The sequence below is a fragment of the Bradyrhizobium erythrophlei genome (assembly GCF_900129425.1).
Classification (GTDB): Bacteria; Pseudomonadota; Alphaproteobacteria; order Rhizobiales; family Xanthobacteraceae; genus Bradyrhizobium; species Bradyrhizobium erythrophlei_C.
In genome coordinates this window covers 1,650,925-1,664,691 of the sequence record NZ_LT670817.1, presented here as the reverse complement: position 1 = coordinate 1,664,691, position 13,767 = coordinate 1,650,925, and the positions used below count along the sequence as shown (strand labels likewise).

Below are 13,767 nucleotides of genomic sequence, written 5' to 3'. Positions count from 1 at the left end.
CAAAAAACGTTAAGAGCTAGACCTATTCAAAACAAACGAGTAATATTGGCATTGGCGCATCAATTTTTTTGAAGAAAGCCGGCATTGAACCTCAGACAATTGGAAACCTTTTTCTGGGGTGCAAAGCTCGGCAGCTTCGTCGGAGCTTCCAATCGTCTCAGATCGACGCAATCGACGGTGTCGATGCGAATTCAGGAGCTTGAGCGCGAGCTTGGCGTCGTCCTGTTTGAGCGAAATCAACGAAGCTTGCGCCTGACTTCCAAGGGACGCGTGCTGCTTCCGCTGGCCGAGCAAATGATTCAGCTCGAAGCGGAAATCCGTTCCGTCATCCTCGCATCCGAAGCGTTTTCAGGCACGCTGCGGATTGGCGTTGCCGAAGTGATCTCGGTGACATGGCTTCCGCGCCTGATCAAGACGATGCGGGAAACCTATCCCAAGATCAGTATCGAGATGGAGGAAGCGCTGACCTTGCCGTTAATCGACGAGTTGCGCGCTGGCGCGTTAGATCTGGTCTTGGCTCCGGGCTTGCATATCGAAAACACATTCAGGTCGAGACATCTTGGCACGATGGAGTTTTACTGGATGGCAAGCCCTTCGCTTCCATTGCCCGCAGGGCCGATCACGCCGCGCGATATGACTGCCTGGCCAATCATTACGTTATCTCCTCAGTCGCACCACCGCCGTTCAATCGACGAATGGTTTCAATCCGGGGGCGTCGCCTTCAAGCGATTTGATACCTGCAAGAGCCTGAACGTGGCGGCGTCGCTCGCAGCCGCCGGCTTGGGAATTACGTTTTTGCCAAAACGATGTTACGATAAGGAGTTAAAGAACGGCACTCTTCGCATCATCGAGACGAAGCCGTTGATGTCGGGGGTGTTGTTCAGCGCGACCACCCATATAGACGGCACACAGCCGCTGGCTGAAATGGCCGCCGCACTCGCAGCCGACATCAGTGATTTCGAACAAAAGTCCCCTTCTTAGTACGTGCGTTCAAGGAGTTACTTTGATAAACTCCGAAACAGCAATATTCCTTGGCTTTGGACTGTTGATCTTGTTCCTTGTGATCAGGAACGCTCGAAACCTGCGATGATGTATAAGCTGAGGAAACGAAGTAATCAGATGAATATCTTGCGCAGGCGGCTGTCCGGTTTCATGCAATCTCGTGACGACGACGGCCTTAAGTTTCCGGCGATCGGCCGGCAACATTCCAATTCCACCATTATGCGAGCGCGATGACTAGGCCAGTCCGATCGGAACCGATTTCACCACTGATAAGCTTTCGGCAAAAACCTTATCAGTTGGCCAACTGACTCCATTTGCGACTAGAGCTTATCACTGAGCAACTAGACCCACGTTGCAGATTGCGTGGAGCAAGTACCGCCGTCCGCAGTGGACCACATCCATTCGTTCATCGACCTGGTCTTTCAGGCGGCTTTTTAGCCCTTCGCTATCGTTCCTCCACAATTCAAAATCCGTTCCCCTCGCAGCTTTTTATCAGGTGTCAGGCCCGGCTTTCAGCCGTACTCGGTAGCGCAAGGAAATCACCACTCGATGCGAACCAATGCTTCATTGAGTTGGTCGCTAACATGCCTCGCACCCCTTCTCACCACCGACCGCCTTGATCGATGTTTGCGATCCGAAGTTGGCTCCATCTAGAGGCTACGATAATTCACAATCGTGGAGAGGTCAGGCAAAAGGTCGAGCCCCGGTCCCTCGCCCAAGCTGATCATTCCGCCTTTTACCCTAGCGACAGGACCACAAAATAGATCGCGTAGCGGGTTGTCGTTGGCATCAACCTCCAGCCAACCGTCTCCACCTATGCCGGCCAGCAGATGCGCCGAGGCCAGCAGTCCGATGCCGCCGCCGAGATAATGCGGGCAGAACGTCTTGCCGGCCTCGAGAATGTCACGCGCCAGTCCGGCGCAGGCGCTGAGCCCGCCCCATTTCGCGATATCGGGCTGAACCACGCCGAGCACGTCCTCCGCGAGGACTTGCTTGAATCCTTCGGCGCTCGCGATGTTCTCGCCGGCGGCAATCGGCATTTCTGCGCTCGCGCGCAGCTTGCGCCATTCCTCACGCGGTCGGTCGGCGCGGATCGGCTCTTCCAGCCAGCACAGATCAAACTCGGCGAGCCGCGGCAGCATCGTCAGCGCCTGCGCCACCGACCAGCCCTGATTAGCATCCGCAGCCAGCATGCCCGCGCCGACGATCCCGCGCAGCGCGGCCAGATTGGCGAGGTCGGTCTCGGCACCGAACCCGACCTTCAGCTTAAGCGCGCGATGGCCGCGCTTAAGCGCGGCTTCGGCCGTCTGCGCGGCACCACCGGGATTGATGCCGCTGGCATAGACCTTGATCTGACTCGACTGCCCGCCCAGCAGCCGCCACAGCGGCAAACGCCGGCGGCGCGCGGAGAGATCCCATAGCGCCAGATCGATGCCCGAAATTGCCTGTGCGAACGGACCGGGCTCGCCGCATTGAAGCGCCAACACCTCGGTGCCCTCAGTCAGGGTCCCGAAAGCCCGGGCAGGACCCTCGAAGCTGCGGCCGACGAGGCCGGGTGCAAGCACCTCATTGACGAGCCGGGTGCGATGCTCCGCACCTGGTGCCGGAAAGTTCGACCAGACCTCCCCCCATCCCTCGACGCCGTCTTCGTCGACAGCGCGAACGAAGACGGCGGGACGGTTGAGCATTTTACCGAACGAGGTCACCACTGGGGTCGCCAGCGGATAGCGATAGCAGAATGCCTCGATCGAGCGGATGGTGAAGCCGTCAGTCGTCATGGTGTAGATCCTGCGAGACCACGCGGAGCCGCCACCATCTCAGTAGGCGCGCGCGAAGTCACCTTCCTGCTTGATATCAGTGAAAACAGGAAAGCGCGCCTTCCATGGCGTGCCCTTGGCCGTGGTCAGCTGGTTGAGCCGTTCCAGCACGCCGAGGCCATCCTTGCGCAGGCTTGCCGAAACCGCCGCACGGTCCGGAAAATTCTTCAGGACGGCATCGAGCCAGATGGTGCGACCGGCGAGGAAGCCGCCGGCGCCCGCGGCATAGGCGAAATCGAGAACCCGCTCGAACTTTTCGGGCGCAGCGCCGCCCGACAGCAGCACCCAGGGGATGTTGCGCTCACGGCAGATGTCGCCGATCGCATCAAACTCCTTCTGCGCGGCCTTCGCCGCCGCGCTGTTGTCACGCGCCGGCAGATCGTTGGCCGCGAGCGGGCTCTCCAGCTTGAGGAGATCGACGCCATATTCCGGCTTGGCAAACTCGCGCACGCTGTCGATGACGAGGCCCGGCAGCTTGCTTGGCGATTCCACGTAGTCGGCGGTGTGATTGGCGCTGCCGAGGAACGGGTAGACCAGCAATTCGAGGACATAGGGAATGTCATGGCGGGCGCAGTCCTCGCCAATCTCACGCACGAAGCGCTTCTGGTGCTCATTCACCGCGGCATCAGCGTCCGGACGGTACCAGGCCAATACCTTGACGGCGTCGCCGCCCATTGCCCGGATCTTTTCCACGCTCCAGTTCGTAATCGCGCGCGACTTGCGACCGCCCGCGGTCTCCTCGACGCGGTGCTCTTCGAGAGTCATGATCAGGCCGCAGCGCGGCGGCAGCAGATCAATCGCTGCCGGCACAGCGAAATTCGGGTCGAACAGCATCGAGCTGCAATGCGGCGCGAGGTTTTCGACGAGGAGACGCTTGGCCGCCGTGACGTCGGAATATTCGACCTGGTCCCGCGCGATGCCTTTTGCTTTCGCAATCGCATCGAACAATGGCGGCCGCTGATCCAGCGCGACCATGCGAAAGTGGCCATCCGCGTCAGCAAGCCGTGCCAGGCCGCGGTTCTTTCCAATCGTTCTCATGGCTTCGTCCTCATGAATGCAAGACACTGGTTGATGGTGGGGATTCCGTTGCGGCCACCGGCGTGGCCGCATTTCATCGCAGCCGCCGCCGCCGAAAACGCCATGGCGTCGCGCACGTTTAAGCCGACGCCGATCGCGAGCGCGTAGGCGCCGTGGAAGACGTCGCCCGCGCCAGTGGTGTCGACGACGTCGACGGCATAGGCGGCCTGCCGGTGCACGTGGCCGTTCTCGTGCCAGCTCATGCCCTCCTCACCGCGCGTGACCGCGATGACGCGGCAGCCGAAGCGAGCGAGTGCGGCGAAAGATTCGTCTTCGGCAGAACCGGCAAAGGATGCGAGCGCGGGCTCGGAGAAAATCGCGTGATCGGTCAGGGGTAGCAGCCGCTCGAACACCTCGGCATCGGCCATGTCGCCGTCGAGCAGTGTCGGAATGCCGCGCGCACGTGCTTCCCGGAACAGCGTCGCGGCCCCCTCCACCCAGCGCGGATCGGCCAGCACGGACGATGCACGAGCGACGGCTTCGAGCGGAAGCCAGTCCGTGGCTTCCGGATAAAGGCCGCGGAAATTGACGATCTGCCGCTCGCCGGAACTGTCGACGATGATTCCCGAAACCGAGGAGCGGCCGTCGGCAAACAGCCGGAAATTCTCGACATCGACGCCTTCCGTGACAAAGGCCGATCGCATCTCGTGGCCGGCGGCGTCATTCCCTGCCCGGCCCCAGAACGCGACGGAAGCACCGAGCTTTGCGACCGCGACCGCGGCGTTGGCGGCCATACCGCCGCCAAGCGTGCCGTAGCCGACCGCCTTGATCTTCTCGCTTTGGCCCGCGAACAGACGATCGACGCGCCAGACCTGGTCGAGCGCGGACAGCCCCAGGCAGATCACGTGCACGGGCCGCGCCTTGGACGCGACGTCCGCCAGCGCCGACAGATCTCCGATATCGGCCACCGCGCTCACCGCAAGACCTCTCCGTTGGCGGCATCGAACAAATGCGTCTTGCCCGGTTGCGGACGCAGCGTGATGCGATCGCCGACTTTCGGCCGCAACGACGGATCGACCCGCGCAATGGCGGAAACGTCGGCGAGATCGAAATGGATCAGCGTATCTGAGCCGAGCGGCTCAACGAGCTTGACGGTGATGGCAATTCCATCGGTGGCCGCGACAAAATGTTCGGGGCGAATGCCGAGCACGGCATTGCCGGCCTGACGCAGCCGGTGCGCTGTGTCACCGTCGAGCGGCACCGCCGTTCCACCTTGCGAGAGGATCGCACGCTCCTGGCGCCATTCGACCGGGAAAAAATTCATCGCGGGCGAGCCGATAAAGCCGGCCACGAACTGGTTGGCCGGCCGCTCGTAGACCGTCTCGGGCGTGTCGTATTGCTGGATCGTGCCGCTCTGGAGCACCACGATCCGGTCGGCCATGGTCATGGCCTCGATCTGGTCGTGGGTCACGAAGACCATAGTGGTCTTCAGCTGCTGCGAAAGCGCCTTGATCTCCGCCCGCACCTGGCCGCGCAGTTTTGCGTCGAGATTGGACAGCGGCTCGTCGAACAGGAACGCCTTGGGGTTGCGCACGATGGCGCGGCCCATAGCGACGCGCTGGCGCTGGCCTCCGGAAAGCTCCTTCGGCTTGCGATCGAGGTAGGGCTCGATATGCAGCAGCGCCGCGGCGCGCTTCACGCGAGCGTCGATCTCCGCCCTCGGCGTTCCCCGCAGCTCCAGCGCAAACGACATGTTGTCGTAGACGCGCATATGCGGATAGAGCGCATAATCCTGGAACACCATGGCGATGTCGCGCTGCGCGGCCTGCACGCCGTTGACGCGCTTGTCGCCGATATAGAGATCTCCGGATGAAATCGGCTCGAGACCCGCGATAATCCGCAGCAAAGTCGACTTGCCGCAGCCTGACGGCCCGACGAAGACGACGAATTCGGTGTCCGCGATCTCCAGATTGAGATCGGGGATCACGGTGAAGTTGCCGTAGCGCTTGACGAGATTGCGGATCGAGATCGAGGCCATGATCGCTAATCCAGCGCCAGCACGGGCTTGATCAGCTCGCCCTTGGCGAAGCGCGCGAAATTTTCGGGCAGCGCCGGCAGGCCGAACTCGCCATCGACGAGGACGCGGTATTCGTCCTTGTACTTGCGCAGCAGCTCGACATTCGGCTCGAAATCCGAAACCGGAAAGTAGAACGTCCGGATCATGTAGAAATCCTTGCGGCGGAACACCTTGCCCTCCTCGATGGTCCAGGGCGCGGCGTTCTCGCCGACCAGCACCAGTGCACCGTGCGGCAGGACCAACTCGATGCCGAGGTTGCGCGCCGCATGCGCGCCGGAGCATTCCATGATGAGGGCGAAGCGCTTCGAGGTATCGCCGACCGGATGCGCCTTCGCGCCGAAGGATTGCGCGATCTTCAGGCGTGCCGCATTCGGATCGGCGACGTGGATGTCGTTGTAACCGACCGCGCGGAGCGCCAGCACGACGCCGAGGCCGACAGGCCCCGCTCCCATGACGAGGACCGGGCCGGCCTCGCTCGGCGGCACAACGCGGCTGACGAAGCGCACGGCGTGACCTGATGTGCCGATGGTATCGAGCAGCAGCGGCGCGAGGCTGTCCTCGATGTCATCGGGCACCGGCAGCAGGCAATTATCCGGCACCGGCACATATTCGGCATAGCCGCCCGGCCTGTTCCAGCCGATCAGGCTGGAGACTTCCAAGCACATCTGGGTATCGCCGCGCTTGCACGCCGCGCAGTGGCCGCAATGCAGGGGAATGTAGACGGCGCAGCGATGGCCGTGCAGGCGGTGACCAGGCTGCTCGACCACGCCAAAAATCTCGTGGCCTGCGGTGAATTCGGCGCCGTTGTGCCAAAGCTTGAAGTCCGAGCCGCACAGTGCTGCGCGCGAGACGCGGACCAGCACTTCGCCGGTTGCGACGTCGGGCATTGCCACGCGCTCGATCGTGATGCGGTCGTTGCCGTGGAAGACCGCGGCCTGCATGATCGAATTCGGACGGGGTGACAAATTCATCAGATACCTAGCCTTTCACCGCACCGAGCGTCAGTCCGGACACCAGCCAGCGCTGGACCAGGGCCGCCAGCACCAGCGGCGGCAGTGCGATCAGCGTTGCCGCAGCCATGAGGGCGCCCCATTGCGTCGAACCTTCGCCGATGAAGTTGAAGGCCGCCGCAATCAGCGTCTTGGTGTCGCCATTGGAGAGCACTAGCGCAAACAGGAAGTAGTTCCACGAGAAGACGAAGGCGAGGATCGCCGACACCGCGACACCTGACGCCACCAGCGGCAGCGCGATGCGCCAGAGGATGCGCGTGACGCTGCATCCGTCGACTTGCGCTGCCTCGAAGACGCTGCGCGGGATGCCGTCGAACGACGGCAACAGCACCCAGATCACGATGGGCAGCGTGATCACCGCATGGCTGAGGATCAGCGCGGTATAGGAGCCGATCATGCCGACCTGCCGGAACATGACGTACCACGGCAGCAGGAACAACGTGCCGGGTGCCATACGCGCAGCCAGCGTCAGGATCGCGGGCCAGGAAATGCGCGTCCAGGAAACGGCGAAGGCGGCCGGGATGCCAAAAAGCAGCCCGAGCGCGGTCGACCCGACGGTGACGATCAGGCTGTTGAGCGCATAACTTAGGAACGGCGTGGTCCTGGTCAGCTCGACATAGTTCTCCAGCGTCGGCGAGAAGATCAGCGTCGGCGGATAGGCGGTGACCTCGAAGGACGGCTTGAACGAGGACAGCACCATCCAGACCGTCGGAGCCATGATGATGATTCCGGCGAGGACGAGCTGCACCGTGTTGAGCCAGCGGATCCAGCGGTCGGTGTTGGCTGCATCGTTCATAACATCACCACGCCACCGCGCCGCGCAGGCGGTTGAAGGCAAGCACGGCGGCGAACACGATCGCCGTCAGCGTCAGCATCAGGGCGCTGGCGTAACCGATGTTGAAGAATTCGAAGCCGACGCGGAATCCGTAGATGTTGAGGGTATTCGAAGCGTTGCCCGGGCCGCCCTGGGTGGTGATGTAGATAATGTCGAAGAAGCGCAGCAGATCGACGCTGCGCAGGATCGTCGCGGTGACGATGGTCGGCAGCAGCAGTGGCAGCGTGATGCGCTGGAACGTCTTGAAGGCAGATGCGCCGTCGATCTGCGCGGCCTCGTAGACGCTCGGCGGCAAGGACTGCAGGCCGCCCAGCACGATCAAGGCGACATAGGGTGTCCACTGCCAGCTGTCGATCAGCGCCACCGTCGGAATGACCCAGGCCGGCGAGGCCAGCCAGTCCGACGGCGGCAGGCCGAACGACTGGAGGATGTAGTTGGCTGCGCCCAGCGACGGATCCAGGATCACGAGCCACATCATGCCGGCCACCACCGGCGGCATCATGAAGGGGGAGATGAACAGAGAGCGCACGATTCCCGGCAGGCGTTGGGCATGGAACAGCACCAGCGCGAGCCAAACGCCGAAGACGAGCTGGAGCACCAACGACAGCACGAACAGCGCAATGGTAATCCACAGCCCGTGCCAGAACTCGTAGTCGGAGATCAGCTTCGAATAATTGGCGAGACCCGCAAAGGATTGCTTGCCGGTCGAGGAGAAAGTCTGGAAACCGAGCCAGATCGTATAGACGACCGGAAACGCGATCATCGCGACCGTGAAGATCACGGCCGGCGCCGCAAGCGCCGACATCTCCAGCTTCTGCCGGTCCCGCGTCAATGTCGCAGCCGTGTCCGACATGCGTCCGCTTCCTCAGATCATGGGGGGATGCCGGCTCGCACGAGGCCAGCCGGCACTGAGCCGCTACTTCTGCGCGATCAGCGCATCGAGCGCCTTGTCGGCATCCGCGCAAGCCTGATCTAGCGGCTTCTGCTTCAGGATCAGGTCTTGCACCGCCTGACCGATGAACTCGCGCGATTCCGGATTGGCGACGATGGGATAGCCGACCTCGGACGAGCCCTTCGTCGCGAGAACGTCAAGCGCAGCTTGCCATTCCTTGCGCACCGGCTCCTCGTCGATCCACTTCCGGTACTCAGGATCCTTGGCGACCGACGGACGCGGCGGAGCAATGCCCTGGAGCGCCATCTTTTTCTGCACCTCGGGGCTGGTCGCCCATTGCACGAAGTACCATGCCGCATCCGGTTGCTTGCTATGCGAGGACACCGCCATGCCCCAGCCGATCGTGGTGGGGACCTGGCCGGCCTCGCCCGCCGGGAACGGCAACAGCCCGGTGTCCTTGAGGCGCGCCCCGCCGTCCATCACGGTGCGCAGCTCGTTCGACGATTCGAACGCCATTGCGGCACGGCCGCTGCGGTAGAGCGCGGAAATCTGCTGGAAGCTGTAGTTGACGACGCCCGGCGGTCCGAAGTCGCGCAGCAGCCGGCTATAGGTATCGAGCGCCTCCTTGCCCTTGGCCGAGCAGAGGTTCGATTTGCCGCCTGCGATGTAGCTGCCGCCGATATTGTGCAACATATTGGAGAAGGTGTAGGCGACCGCGGGCTTGAGGCCGCGCGAGACGAACGGCGTCACCGAGCTGTCGCAGGCCTTCATCTTCTCGGCGGCAGCCTCGACGTCCTTGATGGTCTTCGGCGCCTCGAGGCCGCACTTCTTGAAGATGTCGGTGCGGTAGTAGAAAATCGGCCCTTCGATGTTCATCGGCATGCTGGTCAGCTTGCCGTTGAAGGTCGCAGCCTTCAGCAACGCCTGGCTCAGCCCGTTGGGGTCGTAGTCCTTGGCGACCTCGTTCTTGGCCATCGTGGTGAGATCGCCGTACCAGCCGGCAGCGGCGAACTGCTCGCCCTCGCGCGAGGGCAGCGTCATGAACACGTCGACCTCATCGCTGTTCGCGTTCATGACGGTCACCAGACGCTGGCGCATCTGCTGTTCCTGATAGCCATCGACCTTGAGGGTCATGCCGGTCAGCTTCTCGAAATCGGCCTTGTAGGTCAGCAGCGCCTGCGCAACCGGATTGTTGTTGGCGAGAAATGTGACGGTCTTGCCCTTGAACTTCGTCCAGTCGAAATCGGCGGCATGCGCCTGCGCGCTGACGGCGGCAATCGCGAAGACGGGCAAGGCGACATGCGTCGCAAGCATCCTGGCCTTCATCGAACTCTCCTCCCGGCTGGCCGCCTTAAGCTGGCGGACCATTTTGAATACGTTTGAGCAAATCTGAAAACGGTTACAAAATAGACCTTACATCGCCCGTGTCAAGTGATGGACAGGCTGCACAATCTGCTGCAGATTTGCGGCATAACTGCTACTATGCGGCTCACGACGCAGGATGTAACGTTACATTCATGAGGCTGACCCACGACAAGTCTGTAAAACAGGGCATCCGCGCCGTCGCAGCCCGCGCCGGCGTTTCGACCGCATCGGTCTCACGCGCCCTCAACAATCCCAATGCGGTGAGCCCGTCGTTGCGCGCACGCATCGAGCAGGCCATCGACGCCCTCGGCTACATCCCGCACGCACCAGCGCGCATCCTGTCGTCGCGCCGCTCGCGCACGCTCGGCGCAATCGTACCGACGATCGACAACACGATGTTCGCGCGCGGCATTGCCTCGCTGCAGCAATATCTCTCGTCGGTCGGATACATGCTCTTCCTCACTACGAGCGGGTATGATCTTGACGTCGAACTGGAGCAGGCGCGCAATCTCATCAGCCGCGGCGTCGATGGCCTCGTGCTGCGCGGCGATTGTCATCACGAGGGATTGCGCAAGCTGCTCGCCGACAATGCAGTGCCCTTCATCAATGTCGGCATCTACCAGCCTGACCGGCCCTACCCCTGCGTCGGAACCGACAACGAAGCCGCCGCCCATCGCGCCGCCGTTCATGTCATCGAGCTCGGCCACCGCCGCATCGGGATCGTCTCGGCGCTCCAGCGCAACAACGACCGCGCCAGCGCCCGCGTCGCCGGATTTCGCCGCGCGCTGACCGAAAACGGTCTTGAACTTCCCGCGCAATGGCACGTTGAGGTGCCCTATACACTGGACGACGCGCGCGAGGCGGCCCGTTATCTCCTCAACCTCAAGGACCGACCAACGGCCGTCGTGTGCGGCAACGACGTCATCGCCTATGGCGTGCTGCTCGAGGCGGAGCGCGACGGTTTCTCCGTGCCGCGCGACCTGTCGGTGGTCGGCTTCGACGACCTCGACTGGAGCCGTCATTTGCGGCCAAGCCTAACCACGATCCACGTTCCGACCGGAGAAACCTGGCAGCGCGCCGGAGAATATCTGGTGCGCAGCCTCGCCGGCGAGCAGACCATCATGCACCGCGAGATCGACTTTTCGCTGGTCGTCCGTGAATCGACGGCTTCGCCGCCGAAATCCTGAAGTGAGACAGTCCCGATGAATTTGAATTTTTCACTCGCTCCCGACTTTCATGCCGTCGTGATCGGCGGCGCCGGCGACATTGGCGCTGCGGTCAGTAACCAGTTTTGCGATCTTGGTGCGACCGTCACGGCAACCGGTGCGAACGAGACTGATCTCGCGCGGACTCTCCTTAATCCACGCGCCGGGCTCACGCTCGCGACGCTCGATGTCACCAATGACGAAGCCGTTACGTCCTTCGCCCGGAAGCACCAGCGCGTGGACGCGCTGGTCAACTGCGCCGGCATTCTCGCGCGCGACAAGGAATTCGAGATCGAGACCTTCATGAGGGTGCTCGACGTCAACCTTACCGGCACGTTCCGGACCTGTATGGCGTTCCGCCCGCTGCTCGCGGAGCAGAAAGGTTCGATCGTCAACATCGCCTCGATGAATGCCACGCTGGCGCTGCCGCGAATCCCGGCCTATTGCGCCAGCAAGGGCGGCGTCGTGATGCTGACCAAGGCGCTTGCCTTGAAGTGGGCCGAGGACGGCATCCGCGTCAATGCCGTTGCGCCCGGCTATATCGAAACCGCGATCAACGCGGTCGGCCGCACCGATCTCGCGCATTATCAGCGCATCGCCGACCGCACCGCGTTCAAGCGCTGGGGACAGCCGGAAGACATTGCAGGCGCGGTTGCCTTCCTCTGCATGCCGGCTTCGCAATACGCCACCGGAACGGTGGTCGCGGTCGATGGCGGGTTCCTGGCGGGATGAAGCTAATGGAGCGAAGTGATTTCGTCAGTTCTGCCCGAGCTCGGATCACGGAGGAGAAGCTGACCAGAGCATGCAGCGACATGAACTCCTTATCGATTCGAGAGTCGGCAACGTATGCAACTTTTCTTATCAGTCCGCCAACTGACTCCGTTTGCGACCAAACCTTATCGGTCGCCCACTAACTCCATTTGTGTAAAAACCTTATCAGTTGAAATGCGACTAAATCCTGTCGGTCCCCCGCCCTCCACCCCCAAGGCAACATCGCCTTTCTCGAGATGAAAGTCGTCCATCCAACCGAACACAACTGCTCTGAGCTTTTCCTTAGGGACCCACGAACTTGTCAGACTTGATCTTGCCAAGATCTGGTGCGCGCTTCGGGTAGCCCAGGCGGCGCACGACGCGATCTCGAGACATTTCGCGCAGCTATCAACCACCATGCAAAGGAAGGCTTTCACCGCGGGCTCGTCCGCGTGTCCCTTCCGCGGAAAGGCGAAGCGCGCGACAGGTGGCTCACGCGCGGCGAAGCGGCAGCGCTGATTTGGCATTGTTGGCGCTATCGGGAGAAGCAGACGATCCATTCGGGCACGTCAAAAGGTCGCCCGGTGCAGACGGACCGACGGCCGCTGAGACATGTTGCCAGGTTCGTTCTGATCGGCTTGTACACCGGCACCAGGGCGGGCGCGATCGCCTCAGCATCGCCATACGCTGAACCCGGCCGATCATATGTCGATCTCGAGCGTGGCATTTTCTATCGCAAGCCAATCGGCAGGCGAACCACCAAGAAGCGTCAGACGCCGGCACCTATACCGCCGCGGCTGCTGGCCCACATGCGGCGCTGGTCAGCGCGGAAGCTGATCGCCAACTGCTTCGTTGAGTACAACGGCAAGCCGATCTCATCGGTGAAGAGGGGTTTCCACAGCGCCGTGAGGCTCGCCGGCCTGACCGGTAGGGTCACACCACACACTTTGCGCCATACTGTGAATAAGCGTCCAAGAGTGACCCCTCCACCGCTAGACAGATCAATAGCTTACCTCGCCGATCGGCGTTGGGACCCCACGCCGATTAACACGCCGGACTTTGGCGAATATGCCTTCGGCGATGAGGAACCTTCTCCACTGCCAGATCTGCTTTGCAAGGAATTGACGGTGAATCTGGCTCCCCCGGCGGGTGATGGGGGCTGACCTCCCATCGTGCGTCGCGAAATTCTAGGTTATCCGCCTCGCTGTCGGACGCCTTCTTGGCCTTCCGTACCGCCGGTCGGGCCGCCATCAGCCGGCCAACGATATCAGTTCGGTTAGCCTCATCGAGACCGGAGTTCGCCATGCGCCAGAGCCTGCCGTGGACGACGAAGTAGCGGCCGTCAGGCGTCACCGGATACTTCACGTTGCGCTAGGCGGACTACTCCGCAGCTAAGGGAAGCTAAGGCGATTTAGCTTCCCTTAGCCAGGTGGTCCGCCGAGGGCATCGGCCCAACCTCTTCGCAGAGGGCGCCATAGGAAGCCCCCGTTTGGAAATTTTCCGCCTGATCTGCCTGATACCCGCCGCGACTGTCTACCACGTCTGTAGAAGGGCGCGGCGGGCTCACAGCGCTATGCGCCCCCCCGGTCACCACCCTAGCTACCTCTTTACCCACGTAGGAGCGCCGCCAAAGTCGACCAGATCGCCAGGTTAATGCGGTTCGCTCCACCATATTGGAAGAGCTGGGACGAGTTCCTGTTGTTCCAACCAACTTTGCTCCTGCCCCCTTCAAATACTCAATGAGCGCGGACATTGCCGAGTTCTGCGGGTCGCTGGGAGGGCGGAAGCCTTCCGCCG

Annotated in this window: 11 protein-coding genes; 3 read left to right on the top strand and 8 right to left on the bottom strand. The window is 62.0% G+C overall.

The window, feature by feature from the left end:
- Positions 1-84 precede the first annotated feature (84 nt).
- Positions 85-981: a LysR family transcriptional regulator gene (locus B5527_RS07925; protein WP_079600802.1), complete on the top strand. Its 897-nt coding sequence runs from the start codon at positions 85-87 to the stop codon at positions 979-981.
- Positions 982-1,652: 671 nt separating this feature from the next.
- On the opposite strand, the gene B5527_RS07920 is transcribed toward B5527_RS07925, so the two are convergent.
- From B5527_RS07920 to B5527_RS07885, 8 genes are all read right to left on the bottom strand, one after another.
- Complete coding sequence (locus B5527_RS07920; protein WP_079600801.1) at positions 1,653-2,780, bottom strand: mandelate racemase/muconate lactonizing enzyme family protein; 1,128 nt, start codon at positions 2,778-2,780, stop codon at positions 1,653-1,655.
- A gap of 39 nt (positions 2,781-2,819) precedes the next feature.
- Positions 2,820-3,857, bottom strand: a complete 1,038-nt coding sequence (locus B5527_RS07915; protein WP_079600800.1) for a tagatose 1,6-diphosphate aldolase — start codon at positions 3,855-3,857, stop codon at positions 2,820-2,822.
- On the bottom strand, positions 3,854-4,804 hold the full coding sequence (locus B5527_RS07910; RefSeq protein WP_245332534.1) for a sugar kinase: 951 nt from the start codon (positions 4,802-4,804) through the stop codon (positions 3,854-3,856). The genes B5527_RS07915 and B5527_RS07910 overlap by 4 nt, the downstream gene beginning before the upstream one ends.
- A 5-nt stretch (positions 4,805-4,809) precedes the next feature.
- Positions 4,810-5,874 carry an ABC transporter ATP-binding protein gene (locus tag B5527_RS07905; RefSeq protein WP_079600798.1) on the bottom strand — a complete coding sequence of 355 codons (1,065 nt, stop codon included), beginning with the start codon at positions 5,872-5,874 and terminating at the stop codon, positions 4,810-4,812.
- A 5-nt stretch (positions 5,875-5,879) separates the two neighbouring features.
- Positions 5,880-6,884 (bottom strand): zinc-dependent alcohol dehydrogenase family protein, encoded by a 1,005-nt coding sequence (locus B5527_RS07900; RefSeq protein ID WP_079600797.1) that lies wholly within the window; start codon positions 6,882-6,884, stop codon positions 5,880-5,882.
- A 7-nt stretch (positions 6,885-6,891) separates the two neighbouring features.
- Positions 6,892-7,719: a carbohydrate ABC transporter permease gene (locus B5527_RS07895; RefSeq protein WP_079600796.1), complete on the bottom strand. Its 828-nt coding sequence runs from the start codon at positions 7,717-7,719 to the stop codon at positions 6,892-6,894.
- 4 nt (positions 7,720-7,723) lie between these two features.
- On the bottom strand, positions 7,724-8,611 hold the full coding sequence (locus B5527_RS07890; RefSeq protein WP_079600795.1) for a carbohydrate ABC transporter permease: 888 nt from the start codon (positions 8,609-8,611) through the stop codon (positions 7,724-7,726).
- A 63-nt stretch (positions 8,612-8,674) separates the two neighbouring features.
- Positions 8,675-9,976 (bottom strand): ABC transporter substrate-binding protein, encoded by a 1,302-nt coding sequence (locus B5527_RS07885; RefSeq protein ID WP_079607144.1) that lies wholly within the window; start codon positions 9,974-9,976, stop codon positions 8,675-8,677.
- 191 nt (positions 9,977-10,167) lie between these two features.
- Between B5527_RS07885 and B5527_RS07880 the strand changes: the two genes are divergently transcribed.
- Together B5527_RS07880 and B5527_RS07875 are read left to right on the top strand one after the other, a co-directional pair.
- On the top strand, positions 10,168-11,202 hold the full coding sequence (locus B5527_RS07880; RefSeq protein ID WP_079600794.1) for a LacI family DNA-binding transcriptional regulator: 1,035 nt from the start codon (positions 10,168-10,170) through the stop codon (positions 11,200-11,202).
- Between the two features lie 15 nt (positions 11,203-11,217).
- The gene (locus B5527_RS07875) at positions 11,218-11,952 is read left to right on the top strand and encodes an SDR family NAD(P)-dependent oxidoreductase (RefSeq protein ID WP_079600793.1); all 735 of its coding nucleotides are present in this window, start codon (positions 11,218-11,220) and stop codon (positions 11,950-11,952) included.
- Positions 11,953-13,767 lie beyond the last annotated feature (1,815 nt).